This window comes from Cupriavidus sp. FW305-3-2-15-C-LB2, assembly GCF_058787575.1.
On sequence record NZ_JBYSZW010000032.1, the window covers coordinates 43,356 to 59,047 of the forward strand.

A 15,692-nucleotide genomic window follows, 5' to 3' on the forward strand; every position below is an offset into this window, starting at 1 on the left:
GCAAACCCCTACACGCCGTGTGATGCCCCCCTGTCCTACCCAAACAGACGATGCCGTGCCGCCGCGCTGCCGCTACAAGTCAGCCATGCGCGGCGATCCCCGCCGCCTTCTTTTCACGGAGAACCATGACCATGGCGGCAAACCCGCGGCAGCAGGCCGCAGTGATCACCGGAGCGGCCAACGGCATCGGCCGCGCGCTCGCGCAGGCGCTGGCAGCGCAAGGCTACGCGCTGGCGCTGGCCGATATCGACGCCGGCGCGCTTGAAGCGGTGCGCGAGGCGCTTGCCGGCCAGGGGGCGAACGTCATCGCCGTGCCCACCGATGTCTGCGACGCGCGGCAGATCGAGCACCTATGTGAAGAGAGCTTCCTGCGCCTGGGCCGCGTCGACCTGCTGGTCAACAACGCCGGCGTGCTCGTCACCGGCCGCTGCTGGGAGCTGCCGCCGGAAGTGTTCGACCACGTGATGCGCGTCAACCTGTGGAGCGTGCTGCACGCGCTGCGCTGCTTCGTGCCGCGCATGGCGGCACAAGGCGCCGGCCATATCGTCAACGTGGCCTCGATGGCCGGCCTCGCCGTGGGGCCCTGGCTGGCTCCCTACACGCTGTCCAAGCAAGCGGTGGTGGCGCTCACCGAAGGGCTCGCGCTGGAGCTGCAGGCCGCGGGCCTGCCGCTGGGCGTGTCCGTGGTCTGCCCCGGTCCGGTGGCCACCGGCATCGCTGCCGGCCTCGACGGCGGCGGCGCGCAGGAGGTGGACCAGATGAACGGCGCGCTGCGCAGCGGCATTGCCGCCGGCATCACGCCGGACGCGGTCGCGCGCTTCATCCTGGACGGGGTCTCGGCCGGCCAGTTCTGGATCCTGCCGCACGAGCAGGCCGTGCATGCGGCGCTTGCGCGCGCGCAAGGCATTGCCGCCGGCACCGCGCCGGCGTTCGCGCTCTGACACCGATTTCCCCACCGCAATCCAGGAGACCCCATGCCGCTCGATCCCCAGGCCCGCGCCGTGCTTGAAGCCATGGCCGCCATGCCCAGCCCCGACTTTTCCGCGCTGCGCGCGGCCGACTACCGTGCCGCGCTGGCTGCCATGCCCGCGTTCGCGCCCGGCGACACCGTCGCCGCGCAGCAAGACCTCACCATCGATGGCGCCGCAGGCCCGCTGAAGGCCCGCCTGTACCGGCCCGACGACGGCACCGCACTGCCGCTCGTGGTCTATTTCCATGGCGGCGGCTTTGTCCTCTGCGGCCTCGATTCGCACGACAACATCTGCCGCGGCCTGGCGCGCCGCAGCGGCGCGCTGGTGCTGTCGGTCGACTACCGGCTCGCGCCGGAGGCACGCTTCCCGGCCGCGGCCGACGACGCCGTCGCGGCCGTGCGCTGGGCCGCCGCGCATGCGGCGCAACTGGGCGCCGACCCGGCCCGCCTTGCCGTGGCCGGCGACAGCGCCGGCGGCAACCTTGCCGCCGTTGCCTGCCAGCAGCTGCGCGGCGGCGCCATCGCGCTGCGGCACCAGCTGCTGCTCTACCCCTACCTGGACTGCAGCGACGCCACGGCCGCCAGCGCCAGCTACCGCGAATGCGCGCAGGACTACTTCCTCAGTGCCGCGGAACTGGACTGGTATCGCGCCCAGTACCTGGCCAACCCGGCGGACGCCACCGATGTGCGCGCCAGCCCGCTGCACCAGCGCGAGCTGCACGGCCTGCCGCCAGCCACCATCATCACCGCCGAATACGACCCGCTGCGCGACCAGGGCGAGGCCTATGGCGAGGCCCTGCAGCGCGCGGGCGGCAGCGCCACCGTGCGCCGCTGGCCCGGCCAGTTTCACGGCTTTATCAGCATGCAGGGGATGATCGATGCCGCCAGCGATGCACTGGATGCGGCCGCGGCATCGCTGCGCCAGGCCTTCGGCAGTACCAGCCGGCAGGAGGCAGCATGAGCGCCACCACACTGCCGCCGATGGCCGACGTGCTCGCGGCACTGGCCGCGGGCCAGCGTGTGCTGGTGATCGAGGACGAGACCGACGAGGCCACCGGCTGCGTCCTGGTTGCCGCCGAGCGCGCCAGCGAGGCCGATGTCAACTTCATGGCCGCCGAGGCGCGCGGCCTGGTCTGCATGGCAATCACCGAGGCGCGCCGCGCGCTGCTGCAGCTGCCGCCGATGGCCGCGAACCACCGCCAGCGCGAGCGCTACACGGTGTCGATCGAAGCGGCCAGCGGCGTCAGCACCGGCATCTCCGCCGCCGACCGCGCGCTCACGCTGCGCGTGGCGGCGGCAGCGCGCGCGCAGCCGCATGACCTGGTCCAGCCCGGCCACATCTTCCCGGTGGTGGCCCAGCCCGACGGCGTGCTGCGCCGCGCGGGCTTTGCCGAGGCCTGCTCCGACCTGCCGGCGCTGGCCGGGCGCGTGGCCGCCGGCGCCTACGCGATGCTGCTCGATGACGACGGCGACCTGCTGCGCGGCCCCGCCCTGCTGGCCTTCGCGCGGCACCACGGCCTGCCGGCGGTTTCGATCAGCGGGCTGATCCACCACCGGCTGCTGACCGAAAGCGCACTGTGCCGCACGCATTCGACGGAACTGGCTACGCCCTATGGATGCTTCACCGTGCACGCCTACCATGACGCGCCGGTCGATGCGCTCCATCTGGCGCTGGTGCTGGGTCAGCCCGACCCGCAGCGCCCGGTGCTGACGCGCGTGCAGGCAGTGGAAATGCAGCGCGACGTGCTCGGCTTCGGCGCGCCGGCCCTGCCCGCCTGGAACCTGGAGCGCTCGCTCGCCCGCATCGGCGCCGAAGGTTGTGGGGTGGTGGTGCTGCTGGATGAGCGCGAATCGCCGCAGCAGCGGCTGGAGCGGCTGGCAGCGCCGGCCGCCGCCACGCCGGCGCCGGCCTTCGCGCAACGCGCGCTGGGGGTCGGGGCGCAGATCCTGCGCGATGTGGGGGCGCACAGGCTGCGCCTGCTCAGCCACCCGGTGCCGTATCGCGCCGTCACCGGCTTCGACCTGGAGGTCACCGAGTTCGTGCCGCCGTGCTGAATTATCAGGAACGGGGACCGAAGCAATCTGCAAAGCAGCGCGTGAAGCGCTCCACTTCGGCGTCCGGCAGGTGGTTGATGCCGCCTGCCAGGCGCCGGCCGCCGCCGGTCTCGAAGCCGCGGCAGAAATCGGCCGCCCCGGTGGGACTGTGGGCGGGCACCCGCACGCTGACGGCAAAGCCGCCGCCGGACTTCGGCGAGAGCAGGCCGATGGCGTCGCCGGGCCGCCCGCGCACCAGTTCATTGGCCAGCACGCCGATCGCGCGCCGGGCCCACGGCGCGTCAGGCAGCACCAGCAGCGCGGCGCCGGGCACTTCGTGCGCGGGCGCCAGGCAGCGCGCGCGGGCCATGTCGTCCGCATAGCCGTCGCACAGCACCGCATAGGCCCCGCATTGCGCGGCGAACGCCAGCGGGTCGGCAAACGGCAGCATGTGCCGCGCCAGCTCGGCGGGATCGAAATGCAGGTCCGCCACGCACTCGCCATAGGCGTTGTAGTTCAGGCACGTGCCCAGCTGTTCCAGCACCGCGGTTTCGCGCTCGCCCAGCCCGGCCTGCGCCGCCAGCGCGCGCGCCACGCTGCCCAGGTTGTCGCCGAACGCGGCGGTGATCGCCCAGCGCCGGTGGCAGCCGTCCAGGTGGCGGTCGACCAGGAGGCTGGTGCAGACCTCCGGCCCCTCGTCGATATGCGCGCACAGGCCGGCATGCCCGGGCAGTTCGCCGGCATGGTGGTGGTCGAAGTAGTCCACCCGCGCACCGGCGCCGAGCAGCCGCATCAGGCCATCGCGGTTCTGCTCCAGCGAGATGTCCAGCGCGGTCACGGTATCGCCGGGCCCGGCGTCGATGCGCTCGAGCAGCCGGATATCGCGCTTGACGCCGGTGACCAGCGTGGCGTCGCCGGGCTGCGCCAGGCGCAGCTGCTGCAGGGCGCACAGGCCGTCGGCGTCGCCGTTGAAGGCAAAGTAGCGTGTCATTGGTGTGGTCAGGACTCAGGGCATGAAATCGCCGCCGTTGGCATCGAGCGAAGCGCCGGTGATGGCCCTGGCGTAGTCTGACACGAGAAACAGCGCAGCGCGCGCGCAGTCGTCGTCGGTCGGCATGCGGCCCAGCGCAATCTGCGCGGTCACCGGCGCGATCACGGTGTCCTCGCTCACGCCCTGCTCGGCCGCGGCGTGGCGCACATAGCCCTGCACCGGCTCGCCCCACATCCAGCCCATGAAGATGCTGTTGGCGCGGATGCCATGCGGGCCCAGTTCGCGCGCCAGGTACTTGACCGCCACCGCCAGCGCGCCCTTGGACGCCGCGTAGCCGGATTCGCCGGGCATCGGCTTGCGCGTGGCCTGGGTGTTGATCATGACAATGGCGCCGCCGCCCTGCGGCTTCATCAGCGCCGCCACTTCCTGCGTCAGCGTCATGGTGCCGAACACGTTAGTGTCGAACACCTGGCGCCAGACATCCAGGTCGGCCGCTTCCACCGGCTCGGGGAAGTTGCCATGCTGGAAGGCGCTGTTGACCAGCGCATCGATGCGGCCGAAGCGGCGCATGGTCTCGCCGGCCAGGTGCCGGGACTGGGCCCGGTCGGTGATGTCGGTCACCACCTTGAGCACTTCGCAGTCGGCGCCTAGTGCATCGATGCGGGCTTGGGCGTCGTCCAGCTTCGCCGCGGTGCGCGCGGCGATGGCAACGGCGCGGGCGCCTTCGCGCGCCGCCTCAACGGCCAGCTTGACGCCCAGCCCGGGACCGATTCCCGACACGATGACGACCTTGTCTTTCAACAGCATGGTGTTGTCTCCTGTGATGCGCAGTGCGCTGTCTTAGTTTTGCTTCAGGATGTGCCGTGCGCGGTAGCCGGCGAAATCGCGTTCCAGTTGTTCCTGGCTCAGTCCGAACTGCTCCAGCGTATAGGCGTGCGCCGCGCGCTGGTTGCGCGGGTTGCCCTCCATCCATACCCACATGCCGGCGCGCGCGGACTCGGTCAGCGGCATGCCGGCAAAGCGGTAGACCGCCTGCGCCACGCCGAAGGGATCGCGCACGGTATCCTCGAAACGCACGTCGAGGAAGCAATCGGCAGGCAGCCCGTCGCGCACCGTCATGGCATGGGCGGTGGCGCGCTGCATCTGCCCGCTCCACTGCCGCCCCACCGTGGCGGCATCGGGCGCGTCGGCGTACAGCTTCCACAGCGTATGCGCCATGCTGGCCATCGACGGAATGGTCTGGGCGGGGTCGCGATGGGTCAGCACGACCTGCGCGCCGGGGAAGACCCGGAACAGGATTTCCAGCGTATGCAGGTGCTGCGGCGTCTTCAGCACCCACCGCTGCGCCGGCGGCTCGCCGCGCTGCCGCTTCTGCCACTGCAGGAACTGCAGCATGGTCTTCAGGTAGGCATAGACCTGGGTGTGGTCCTGGCGCGCCAGCCAGTCGGTATAGGACGGCACGTTGGCGTAGGAATCCATCGCGCACAGGAAGGAATGCTCCATCAGCATGAATTCCTCATCGGCCGCCATCGCGTCGAGCGGATGGATGGCGAGGATGTCCGGGATAAAGCGGATCATCTGCGCCACCTCCTCGCGCGCCAGCCCGATGCGCCGGCCGGCATCGCGCACGTCCTCGCCGGGCAGCGGCGCCGGGTAGCGCGTTTCCCACCACGCCGCCGAGTGGAAGCGCGCGTCCGTGGCCAGCATGCGCTGCAGCAGCGTGGTGCCGGTGCGCGGCAGGCCGACGATCACCAGCGGATCGTCGACGCGCTCTTCCAGGATTTCGGGATGGCGCCGGCAGTAGTCCTGGATCACCAGCCGGTTCACCAGTTGCGCCTGCAGCTTGCCTTGCAGCATCTGCGCGCCCTGCGGCGACAGCCCGGCTTCGCGCGCAAGCGAGTCGGACAGCACCGCCAGCGCCTCGCGGTAATCGCCCGGGCCAAAGTCAGTCAGTCCGCCGGCCTGTGCGCTGGCCTGTGCCAGCAGTCGCTCCACGTCAAGCACTGCGGTGTGGTCGGATGCGATGGTGTTCATGCGTTCTCCCTGCATTCATTCCTGAGCGATTCAAGCTTGACCACGCGCGTGCGCGGATGCACCGGCTGCGCCGCCCCCACCCAGCGCCAGCACATGGTGCCGTTGCGGTGGCCCGCGGCTTCCAGCCAGTTGGGCAGGCCCGGATCGCGCGCGCTGAGGACGACGGTGACGCCGCCGTTGGCATCCAGCCGGGCACTGTGCTTGTTCAGGCAGATGTCGTGGTAGCGGTAGTCGAGCGACTCCATCCAGTAGTTGTTGATCTGGAAATTCCAGAAATCGCAGGCCGGCACCCGGTCCACCTCGACCACCAGCGCCTCGTCGTCCGCCAGCGCCCAGCAGGAGTGGTAGTAGAAGATGTTGGGATCGCCGCCGGCCGCCTGGCATACGGCCTGGTCGGCGGGCGGCAGCGTATTGACATGGCCGCCATAGCCCTGGGCCCAGTCGGCGAAGATGCGCGCGGTCCCCTCGACAAAGCCAGCGGCGCGCAGCAGGCCGCCATGCAGGCGTTCAGCGTCGAGCACTGGCGGCTTGTCGCTGCCATTGAGGCGCTCGATGTGCAGTTCGGCCGGGGTCTCGGCCTTGCGGTCCATAAAGGTCTGCCGCACCACCAGCGCGTTGGTGCCCGGCTCCATGCGCACCCAGTTGCCTTCGTGCTGGCGCGCGCTGAGGGCGATCTCGAAACTGCCATCGGCCGCCACTGCCAGCTTGTTGCTGTCGAGAAAGCCGGTCTGGACCATGCGCCCGTCGGTTTCATAGCCGCCCTTCTGCGTGCCGAAACTCAGGTACGCCACCGTGCCGCGCCGGCCGCGGATGCGGTACTCGGCACTGCCGTCCAGGCGTGCGTATCGGTACAGGTTGTCCGGATTGTCCGCGCCGATCTTGGCGGTTTCGTGCGACGGCGAGAAGAAGCCGGGAAACGCCGGATCGGCAAATTCCACATGCATCTCCAGCGCAATGCGCAGCAGGCGGCTCAGGTAGCGGAAGCCCTCGGCGCGCGTGAGCGCGTCCGAGGGGGCCTCCGGGCGCAGGATCTGCTGCCCGCTGCGCTTGAGCACCTCGCAAAACTCGGCCCAGGTCTGGCCGCTCAGCAATTGTTCTTCGGCGGAGTTCGCCATCTGCCTGCTCCCGTGGTTCGTCAGCGAAGCAACGATACCGAGCGCGGGGCCGCCCCAGCCTCGTCCGGGTGGACTAGGAAATGCGCGCCGCGTCCCGCGATTTCTTAGTCCGCCCGGACGAAGTGGCGAAGGGCCCCGGCTCGCTACCTTGTGCCCATGCCAGACCGCCGCGACATCCCTGCACGGCGCCGGCAAACCAAGAGGAGATCCCGATGTTGACCCACCTGGAGCAACTGGAGGCGGAGAGCATCCACATCATGCGGGAGGTGGTGGCGGAATGCGAAAACCCCGTCATGCTCTATTCCATCGGCAAGGACAGCGCCGTGATGCTGCACCTTGCCATGAAGGCCTTCCATCCCGCGCGGCCGCCGTTCCCGCTGCTGCATGTCGATACCACATGGAAGTTCGGCGAGATGATCGCGTTCCGCGACCAGACCGCCGCGCGGCTTGGCCTGGACCTGCGCGTGCATGTCAACCCTGAAGGGCTGGCGCGCAATATCAGCCCGCACGAGCACGGCTCCGCCGTCCATACCGACGTGTGGAAGACCCAGGGCCTGAAGCAGGCGCTGGACCACTACGGCTTTGACGCCGCCTTCGGCGGCGCGCGCCGCGACGAGGAAAAGTCCCGCGCCAAGGAGCGCGTGTTCTCGGTACGCACCGCCCAGCACCGCTGGGACCCGAAGATGCAGCGCCCCGAGCTCTGGCGCCAGTACAACACCCGCAAGCGCAAGGGCGAAAGCCTGCGCGTGTTCCCGCTGTCCAACTGGACCGAGCTGGACATCTGGCAATACATCTACCTGAACGACATCCCCATCGTGCCGCTCTACTACGCCAAGGAGCGCCCGGTGGTGGAACGCGACGGCACGCTGATCATGGTCGACGACGAGCGCCTGCCGCTGCGCCCCGGAGAAACGCCGCAGCTGCGCAAGGTGCGCTTCCGCACGCTGGGCTGCTACCCGCTCACCGGCGCGATCGAGAGCGAGGCCGACACCCTCGGCGGCATCATCCAGGAAATGCTGCTGGCAACCACCTCGGAGCGCCAGGGACGGCTGATCGACAGCGACTCGGCCGGATCGATGGAAAAAAAGAAGCAGGAGGGATACTTCTGATGGAAACCCTGATCGACACCGCGCCCGCGCTTGCGCAGGACGCCGCGCAAGCCACCGGCACCTCGGGCGAGATCGCCCACTACCTGCGCGCCCAGCAAAACAAGAGCCTGCTGCGCTTTATCACCTGCGGCAGCGTCGACGACGGCAAGAGCACGCTGATCGGCCGGCTGCTGTATGAATCCAAGATGCTGTTCGAAGACCAGCTCGCCCAGCTGGAGGCCGACTCGAAGAAAATGGGCACGCAGGGCGAGAACCTCGACTTCGCGCTGCTGGTGGACGGCCTGGCCGCGGAGCGCGAACAAGGCATCACCATCGACGTGGCCTACCGCTTCTTCGCCACCGACAAGCGCAAGTTCATCGTCGCCGACACGCCCGGGCACGAACAGTACACGCGCAACATGGTCACCGGGGCCTCCACCGCCGACCTGGCCATCCTGCTGGTGGATGCGCGCCGCGGCGTGCAGACCCAGACGCGCCGCCACAGCTACCTGGTGGCCACGCTTGGCATTCGCCGTGTGGTGCTGGCCGTCAACAAGCTGGACATGGTCGACTACTCGCGCGAGGTCCATACGCGCATCGAGAACGAGTACCGGGAGTTCGCCCGGCAGATCGGCCTGACCGATATCACCTGCATTCCGATGTCGGCCCTGCGCGGCGACAACATCACCGAGCCCAGCGCCAATACCCCGTGGTACCACGGCCCGACGCTGATGGCCCACCTGGAGAACGTGCCGATCGACAACGCGCCCGTGCAAGGCGAACCGTTCCGGTTGCCGGTGCAGTGGGTCAACCGGCCCAACCTGGACTTCCGCGGCTTTGCCGGCACCGTCAGCGCCGGCGAGATCCGCCGTGGCGACCGCGTGCGCGCGCTGCCCTCGGGCCGCGAGAGCCGCGTGGCCGGCATCGTCGGCGCCGCCGGCGCGTGCGAGCACGCCATGCGCGGCCAGGCGGTGACGCTGACGCTGGAGGACGAGATCGACATCAGCCGCGGCGACGTGCTGGCCTGCCCGCAAGACCCGCCGGCAGTGGCCGACCAGTTCGAGGCCACGCTGGTGTGGATGAACGAGGACGCCATGCTGCCCGGGCGCCCCTACCTGCTCAAGCTCGGCACGCGCACCGTGGGCGTGACCGTGGCGCAGCCCAAGTACAAGGTCAATGTCAACACGCTCGAACACCTGGCCGCGCGCACGCTGGAGCTGAACGAGATCGGCGTGTGCAACCTGCACCTGGACCAGCCGGTGGCCTTCGATCCCTACGCGCGCAACCGCGAGCTGGGCGGCTTCATCATCATCGACCGTCTCAGCAACAACACGGTCGGCGCCGGCATGCTGCACTTTGCGCTGCGCCGGGCGCAGAACGTGCACTGGCAGGCCATCGACGTGGACCGCCGCGCCCATGCCGCGCTCAAGCACCAGTCGCCGCGCATCGTCTGGTTCACCGGGCTCTCCGGCGCGGGCAAGTCCACCATCGCCAACCTGGTGGAAAAGCGCCTGCACGCGCTGGGCCACCACACCTACCTGCTCGACGGCGACAACGTGCGCCACGGCCTGAACAAGGACCTGGGCTTCGCCGAGGCCGACCGCGTCGAGAACATCCGGCGCGTGGCGGAAGTGGCAAGGCTGATGCTCGATGCGGGCCTGATCGTGCTGGTGTCCTTTATCTCGCCGTTCCGCTCGGAACGCGAGATGGCCCGCGCGCTCGCCGGCGACGGCGATTTCGTCGAAGTCTTCATTGACACGCCGCTGGCGGTGGCCGAGCAACGCGACCCCAAGGGCCTGTACCGCAAGGCGCGGCGCGGCGAGCTGAAGAACTTCACCGGCATCGATTCGCCGTACCAGCCGCCCGAGCGGCCCGAGATCCGCATCGACACTACCGCCGACACCGCGGAGCAGGCGGCGGAGCGGATCGTGGCGTGGCTGCGGGAGAAGCCCTAGGCCGAACGGACGATGAGGCGACGGACGGGGTCGGTACGATGGGAACGGCGGGATTTGCGTCTCGGAGTGCTGACAAGCTTGCCAAGTGCCATTGAGTCTGAATGACCAGTTGTGTGCTCCCTCTCCCGCTTGCGGGAGAGGGTTGGGGAGAGGGCCGGTGTGTCGACGAAGTGCAGGCTGTCGATACTGCCAATGCCTGCCCTCTCCCCCGGCCCCTCTCCCGCAAGCGGGAGAGGGGAGCAAACCCGCGGCATGCGGGTTTTGTCAGCAATCAGGGGCGAGATTCGCGCTTTTGACTGTTGCCACGACCCGACGGACCGCCATCATGCTGCCAGCCCCCCTGCCCGCCGCCGAGCTGAGCGCCCTGCTCGCCCAGCTCTACCAGGGCCCGACCGAAGCCATGCCCTGGGCCGGCTTCCTGGAAAGCGTGCGCCAGCGCCTGGGCGCCGCCTTCGTCACGCTGGTGCTGCGCCACCCTGCCACCGACCGGCCGGGCCTGATCGTCAATGCCTCCGACTACGGCCCGCACCTGCCGGGCGAGCCCTCGTACAGCGAGCAGTACTACGCGCTGTGCCCCTTCCTGGACCTGCACCCGGACCGGCTCTTCAGCGCCGACGAACTGTTCGGCGAAGCCGGCTGGCTGGCACACCCCTTCTACACGCAATACCTTCAACCGCTGGGCCTGCGCTATATCCTGGCGGCCAACCTGGTCACGCCCGACGGCGTGGAATGCGCGCTGTTCATCAGCCGCGTCCACGCGGGACAGGACTTCGGCGAGGCCGACAAGGCACTGCTGCACGGCCTGCTGCCGCACCTGAAGCGCGCAGTGGACCTGCATGCCGCGCTCGACGTGCTTGCATCCGAACGGTCCCTGTACGCGGATGCCGTCGACCGGCTGCAGGTCGGCACGGTGATCCTGGACGAACACGGCAGGACCATCCGGACCAACGACGTCGCCGGCCGCCTGCTGCAGGCGCGCGACGGCCTCTACCTGTCAGACGGCGCGCTGCACGCGCACTGCCCGGTGGAAAACCGCAGGTTCCGCAAGATCCTGGAAGGCGCGGCCCAGGCCCACGCGCTGGCCGCACCGCGCAGCGAAGTCACCACGCTGAGCCGGCCCGCCGCGCCCACGCCCCTGAGCGTGCTGGTGCGGCCGATCCCGCTCAGCTATCGCAGCGAAGACAAGTCGCGCCGACCCGCGGTGGCGGTGTTCATCCGCGACCCGGCGGGATCGCCGCGCAACACCCACGCCAACCTGCGCAAGCTGTTCCACCTGACCCCGACCGAGATCGAACTGGCTTTGCTGATGGTCGACGGGCTGACGCTGGACGAAGCCGCGATGCGGCTCGGCATCAAGAAGAACACGGCACGGGCGCACCTGCGGGGCATCTTTGCCAAGACCGGGGCGACGCGGCAGGCGCTGCTGGTGAAGATGTTGCTGTCCAGTGTGGTGGGGATGGGGTAAGGGCTTCGTACTCCAAGCGGACGATGCCGGAGTAGCGCCGGACTGCTTTAATCCTCGCAAACCACCGGAGACGAGTCGATGACCGAGGATGCCGTGCAGCTTGCCAATCTCCTCTACATCTATGCCGAGCGCATGGACGCCGGCGATCTGCCTGGGGTCGCCGCACTGTTCGAGCATGCAGAGATCGACACCGGAGATGCAGTGCTGCGAGGTTCCGAGGCCATGCTCAAGCTCTGGCAAGCCTATGTGAAATTGCATGCGGATGGAACGCCCAGAACCCGGCATGTCATCAGCAATCCGATCATTGAGATTGCTTCGGGCAAGCTGACAGCTACCGTCAGATCGTACTACACGGTCCTTCAGGCATCCGACCGAATCGCGCTGCAGGTGATTGCGGCCGGTCGCTATCATGACGCCTTCGAAAAGGTCGACGGACGCTGGCGCTTCAGCCGCCGGAATTATTCGATGCTCGATCTGAAGGGCAACCTGACCGATCATCTGCTCTTCCCGTCTGCCTGAGAGATGGCGCGGCGGCACTCCTGGCAGGTCGAAATGCTAGGCAAGCAAGCGCAAGGCATCAGCGAGCGAAAGCACCGTTGTGCGCGAATCGAACGCCGTTGAAAAGAGATGGTCGTGCACGACCTGATCCGGGTCGTAGCAGCAATCCTTGACCGTGAATAGCCGGAAGTCCGCATCGCTCGCATAGGCGACCGACGACAGCACCACACCGGTCGAAGCAATGCCCACCATGAGCAGGGTATCGATACCCTGCGCGGAAAGCCGTACCTGCAGGTCAGTACCAAAGAACACGCTGGCGCGATGCGCGATGATCAGCGGCTCGGTGGCCTGCTGGCCGAGTTCCGGCGAGATCTGGTCGTCGACGAAAAGACCAAGCTGCTTGATTCCCTGCCCGTTCCGGTTCAACGGACTGACTTCCGGATAGCCTGGAGCAAAGTGGATCTTGGCAAAATAAACGCTGACGCCCCTGGCCCGCGCGGCGTCACACAGCTTGCGCGTGTTGGAGAGCAGAGTGGGCGCGACCGAGGGAAATAGCGCCAGGATGTCGGTCTGATAATGCATGACCACCAGCGCGGTTTGCGCGGGAACAATTGCCGGAATCTCAACGGGTGGCGACATAAGGCTACACGATAAGAAATGATGGTCGACTCTACCACGACCAATCGGTTGGCCGTTCTGGGTCGTCTACGGAAGTTGGCCGTGGGATCGTCAGCGAACGACCTGCACCCGGCTTCGAGGGTTCGAATGCATCCGCAGCCCGTTCAACATTGACTATGTTCGTCTCGCCGGCGGCCTAACCTTGGCCCTGAACCGGAGGATCAGTCTCTATGGCGAAGCCGGCAGGCTTTGGGCCACGGGGGGTAATGCCAGGGTCAGGAACTCGATCACTGGATCGGCCGGGCTGCAGGTCAAGTGGTGATCCAAGGGTGTCGGCCGCGATTGGGATACGCACGGTCAGCATTGTCCCCTCCCCTGTGGATCGCACGCTGAGCGTCCCGCCAAGACGCCGGGTACGCGCGCGCATGCTGCGCATGCCGGTGCCCGGATGCCGTTCGATGGCGGCGGGTTCGAAGCCCATTCCGTTGTCGCTGACAACCAGCTCCAGCCCCCGGGCATCATTGCGCAGGACGACGTCCGCGCGACTCGCCTTGCTGTGCTTCAGCACATTGGTCAGCGCCTCTTGCAAGGTCCTCATGACATCAAGAATTTGCGAAGTCGGCAGATAGCATTGATCGAGGCCAGTGAGCTGCCACCGGCACTCGATGTCGTGGCTCTCGAACAGCCGCGTAAGACGGTGCCGCAGCGGCACGATCTGACCTGCCAGCGCGTGCTCGCCAAACTGCTGGCTGGAGGTGGTATCGATGATGATGCGCAGGTCGTCGCGCAGCTCCTTGAGGATCGACAGGACCTGGCCTGGCGGGATGTCGTGAGGGATGCGCTCCAGTGTCGCAATTCCGCTGACGAGCGTGCCGCCGAGCCCGTCGTGCAGGTCGTGTGCGAGATTGAGCCGTTCACTGAGCCGCGCATTGGCGACTTCGAACTCGCGCTGGCGATCCAGGTTGGCTGCGAGCTCCGCCTTGGCCGCGTCGATCTTGCAGTGCAGTTCGTCATTGAATCGTTCAATGCGGCGCAGGTTGGCGACGAAGCGCCAGGCCAGCACCAGCGCCATGGCGATCATCTGGAACTGCGAAGTGAGGGCCGCGTAGTAGAGGTTGTCCTTGAGGATGCCAAGAAAGCTCAGCAGGTCGTGTACCGCGGCGACAAGGAAAATTGCAATGCAAAACGAGAGGATGCGATGGTCGGTGCGACCACTGCGCCCGGCAAAGCAGAGAAATACGAGGCACGTCGCGAAGAAATTGCACGCCAGTCCCACCGTCAGCGTGTTGCGCACGTCGGTCAGGTAACCGTGCGGCGCCCCGAGCATGACGGCGGCGCCCAACACTACCAGCGTCCAGAGCACCGCTTCGATGCGCGGCAGGCGCCGTTCGCAGAAGCGCACCATGGACATCGTGAAGGCAGCACTGTAGATGAGCAGCGCGATGATATTTGCGCGCCCCCAGGCATCGGTACTGGCAAACGGCCAGGTGCTCGTCGCCACCTGATTCAGCGCCACCCACCACCAGGCCAGCGACATCAGGCTGAACCATCCGTAGGTCACTTCTTGCCGGCGCATCACCCAGAGCGAAAAGAAGAAGCAACCTAGCGCGACGGTGATTGCAAGGCTGACCAACTGCAGGTCATGACGCAGCCGGTAGGCCTGTTCGTAAGCGGCCCGCAGGCGGTCCGGGTCGGCGACCGATACTGGTCCAAGGCCGGGTTGGTATGCCGACAGCCCCGAGACGCGAATCAGCAGCGTGTTGGTGCCCTCCCGCAGCAACGGCGGAGATATCAACTGATAACGGGGAGTATTCCAGGCTCGCGTGAGCGGTTCGACGAGGCTCGCGTCACGCATCAGCAAGCTGCCGTTGAGATAAACCGCCCCCGCCATATTCAGGTAAGCGAGCATCAGCGCCGTGGGTTGGCTTGCATCTGCGCACTGCCAGCTCAGCCGGTACCAGACCACGCCGTCGAAATCGGGCCAGCGCGAGGACCAGTCGTCCGGCAGCTTCACTGGGACCCAGCCCGCCGCCGGCGGGCTATCACCCTGCCAGGTCGATCGGGCAGCCTCTATGCGGGTAAAGGCGGTGGCGCCCGGCCCTTCCTGCGCGTTTGCAGCGCCGGCGAGGAGCGTGGCGCCCAAGATCAGCGCAACAAGCCATGCGCACGCGCTTCGAAAACGGCCTGCGTGCGGGAGTGGACGGCCAACTTCTTGTATATGTTCCTGATGTGGCATTCGACCGTCAGTCTGGACAAGGACAGCAAATCCGCGATCTCCCGATTGGTCAGGCCCTTGCCGACCAGCGAGAGGATTTCGATTTCCCGTGCGCTCAGCGGCGACGCGCCGACCAATCGGCGCGCATGAATTTGCGCCCCGCCTGGCAATGGTGCCGTCGTGGCGACCAGATCAAGGATGTGCCTGGCAACAAAAGGATCGATCGGCGCTCCGCCGCGCAGCGCACTGCGGATCGACAAGGAAATCTCGAGGTCGTCGCGCTCCTTGAGCAGGTAACCGGTGGCACCCGCCTGCAGCGCGCTCACGATGACGCGCTCCGTGTTCCAGGTCGAGATTACCAGAGTTGGCAAGGCAGGATCGCGCTCGTGCAACGCGCGAATGAGGTCGATGCCATTGCCGTCGGGCAACCCGACGTCAACCAGCACCATCGCAAATGGCTGGGCGGTTAGCAGCGCATTGGCGTCGGCGAGGCTGCCGGCAAACCACAAGGCCTCCTCGGCATAGCCGAGCGTGGCCAGGATCGTGCGTAGCCTGGTCTGCATCAGTGGCTCGTCCTCGACGACCAGCAAGGGAGCGGGCAACACCGATTCGCCGGTGTCAGTCAATGGTTGGCTCATTGGGTACGGTGCGGTCACGGCCAGAGTTTAGCTGTACCACCGGAATTGGCCGATCTCCGGATCACGCCAGG

At 67.6% G+C, this 15,692-nt stretch carries 14 protein-coding genes; 7 read left to right on the plus strand and 7 right to left on the minus strand.

Annotation, left to right across the window (positions count from 1 at the left end; all coding sequences use genetic code 11):
* The first annotated feature begins 131 nt into the window (after positions 1-131).
* The 3 genes from AC3WRR_RS21910 to AC3WRR_RS21920 are packed head-to-tail and all read left to right on the plus strand — an operon-like array spanning position 132 to position 3,025.
* Positions 132-941: an SDR family NAD(P)-dependent oxidoreductase gene (locus AC3WRR_RS21910; protein WP_492298165.1), complete on the plus strand. Its 810-nt coding sequence runs from the start codon at positions 132-134 to the stop codon at positions 939-941.
* Positions 942-974: 33 nt separating this feature from the next.
* Positions 975-1,931: a LipP1 family hormone-sensitive lipase gene (lipP1, locus tag AC3WRR_RS21915; RefSeq protein ID WP_492298141.1), complete on the plus strand. Its 957-nt coding sequence runs from the start codon at positions 975-977 to the stop codon at positions 1,929-1,931.
* Entirely contained in the window at positions 1,928-3,025 is a 1,098-nt protein-coding gene (locus AC3WRR_RS21920) for a 3,4-dihydroxy-2-butanone-4-phosphate synthase (protein ID WP_492298143.1), read from the plus strand. Before lipP1 ends, AC3WRR_RS21920 begins: the two co-directional genes overlap by 4 nt.
* A 4-nt stretch (positions 3,026-3,029) precedes the next feature.
* On the opposite strand, the gene AC3WRR_RS21925 is transcribed toward AC3WRR_RS21920, so the two are convergent.
* From AC3WRR_RS21925 to AC3WRR_RS21940, 4 genes are read right to left on the minus strand one after another with little or no spacing between them, the layout of a single operon-like run.
* A complete protein-coding gene (locus AC3WRR_RS21925) occupies positions 3,030-3,995 on the minus strand; it encodes a hypothetical protein (protein WP_011616713.1) in 966 nt (321 codons plus the stop codon).
* A gap of 15 nt (positions 3,996-4,010) precedes the next feature.
* The gene (locus tag AC3WRR_RS21930; protein WP_439669741.1) at positions 4,011-4,802 is read right to left on the minus strand and encodes an SDR family oxidoreductase; all 792 of its coding nucleotides are present in this window, start codon (positions 4,800-4,802) and stop codon (positions 4,011-4,013) included.
* A gap of 33 nt (positions 4,803-4,835) precedes the next feature.
* Complete coding sequence (locus AC3WRR_RS21935; RefSeq protein ID WP_492298146.1) at positions 4,836-6,029, minus strand: sulfotransferase family protein; 1,194 nt, start codon at positions 6,027-6,029, stop codon at positions 4,836-4,838.
* On the minus strand, positions 6,026-7,144 hold the full coding sequence (locus tag AC3WRR_RS21940; RefSeq protein WP_492298148.1) for a DUF1214 domain-containing protein: 1,119 nt from the start codon (positions 7,142-7,144) through the stop codon (positions 6,026-6,028). Before AC3WRR_RS21940 ends, AC3WRR_RS21935 begins: the two co-directional genes overlap by 4 nt.
* Before the next feature lie 212 nt (positions 7,145-7,356).
* Here AC3WRR_RS21940 and cysD point away from each other — a divergent pair, with 212 nt between their 5' ends.
* The 4 genes from cysD (at position 7,357) to AC3WRR_RS21960 (ending at position 12,171) form a co-directional block, all read left to right on the plus strand.
* A complete protein-coding gene (gene cysD, locus AC3WRR_RS21945) occupies positions 7,357-8,253 on the plus strand; it encodes a sulfate adenylyltransferase subunit CysD (RefSeq protein ID WP_010814009.1) in 897 nt (298 codons plus the stop codon).
* Complete coding sequence (gene cysN, locus AC3WRR_RS21950) at positions 8,253-10,187, plus strand: sulfate adenylyltransferase subunit CysN (RefSeq protein ID WP_492298150.1); 1,935 nt, start codon at positions 8,253-8,255, stop codon at positions 10,185-10,187. Before cysD ends, cysN begins: the two co-directional genes overlap by 1 nt.
* Before the next feature lie 325 nt (positions 10,188-10,512).
* Entirely contained in the window at positions 10,513-11,652 is a 1,140-nt protein-coding gene (locus tag AC3WRR_RS21955) for a helix-turn-helix transcriptional regulator (protein WP_011616709.1), read from the plus strand.
* A 78-nt stretch (positions 11,653-11,730) separates the two neighbouring features.
* Positions 11,731-12,171, plus strand: a complete 441-nt coding sequence (locus AC3WRR_RS21960) for a nuclear transport factor 2 family protein (RefSeq protein WP_011616708.1) — start codon at positions 11,731-11,733, stop codon at positions 12,169-12,171.
* A gap of 36 nt (positions 12,172-12,207) precedes the next feature.
* Here the strand turns inward: AC3WRR_RS21960 and AC3WRR_RS21965 are convergent, their stop codons facing one another.
* The 3 genes from AC3WRR_RS21965 to AC3WRR_RS21975 form a co-directional block, all read right to left on the minus strand.
* Positions 12,208-12,789, minus strand: a complete 582-nt coding sequence (locus AC3WRR_RS21965; protein ID WP_010814013.1) for a cysteine hydrolase family protein — start codon at positions 12,787-12,789, stop codon at positions 12,208-12,210.
* Between the two features lie 175 nt (positions 12,790-12,964).
* Positions 12,965-14,911 (minus strand): sensor histidine kinase, encoded by a 1,947-nt coding sequence (locus AC3WRR_RS21970; RefSeq protein WP_011616707.1) that lies wholly within the window; start codon positions 14,909-14,911, stop codon positions 12,965-12,967.
* Positions 14,912-14,913: 2 nt separating this feature from the next.
* Positions 14,914-15,621, minus strand: coding sequence for a response regulator (locus tag AC3WRR_RS21975; protein ID WP_011616706.1), 708 nt, complete (start codon positions 15,619-15,621; stop codon positions 14,914-14,916).
* Between the last annotated feature and the right edge of the window lie 71 nt (positions 15,622-15,692).

Bases quoted from the DNA above. Each gene is read 5' to 3' on its own strand.
- AC3WRR_RS21910 (WP_492298165.1), top strand. From the start codon at position 132: ATGGCGGCAAACCCGCGGCAGCAGGCCGCAGTGATCACCGGAGCGGCC.
- lipP1 (WP_492298141.1), top strand. From the start codon at position 975: ATGCCGCTCGATCCCCAGGCCCGCGCCGTGCTTGAAGCCATGGCCGCC.
- AC3WRR_RS21920 (WP_492298143.1), top strand. From the start codon at position 1,928: ATGAGCGCCACCACACTGCCGCCGATGGCCGACGTGCTCGCGGCACTG.
- AC3WRR_RS21925 (WP_011616713.1), bottom strand. From the start codon at position 3,995: ATGACACGCTACTTTGCCTTCAACGGCGACGCCGACGGCCTGTGCGCC.
- AC3WRR_RS21930 (WP_439669741.1), bottom strand. From the start codon at position 4,802: ATGCTGTTGAAAGACAAGGTCGTCATCGTGTCGGGAATCGGTCCCGGG.
- AC3WRR_RS21935 (WP_492298146.1), bottom strand. From the start codon at position 6,029: ATGAACACCATCGCATCCGACCACACCGCAGTGCTTGACGTGGAGCGA.
- AC3WRR_RS21940 (WP_492298148.1), bottom strand. From the start codon at position 7,144: ATGGCGAACTCCGCCGAAGAACAATTGCTGAGCGGCCAGACCTGGGCC.
- cysD (WP_010814009.1), top strand. From the start codon at position 7,357: ATGTTGACCCACCTGGAGCAACTGGAGGCGGAGAGCATCCACATCATG.
- cysN (WP_492298150.1), top strand. From the start codon at position 8,253: ATGGAAACCCTGATCGACACCGCGCCCGCGCTTGCGCAGGACGCCGCG.
- AC3WRR_RS21955 (WP_011616709.1), top strand. From the start codon at position 10,513: ATGCTGCCAGCCCCCCTGCCCGCCGCCGAGCTGAGCGCCCTGCTCGCC.
- AC3WRR_RS21960 (WP_011616708.1), top strand. From the start codon at position 11,731: ATGACCGAGGATGCCGTGCAGCTTGCCAATCTCCTCTACATCTATGCC.
- AC3WRR_RS21965 (WP_010814013.1), bottom strand. From the start codon at position 12,789: ATGTCGCCACCCGTTGAGATTCCGGCAATTGTTCCCGCGCAAACCGCG.
- AC3WRR_RS21975 (WP_011616706.1), bottom strand. From the start codon at position 15,621: ATGAGCCAACCATTGACTGACACCGGCGAATCGGTGTTGCCCGCTCCC.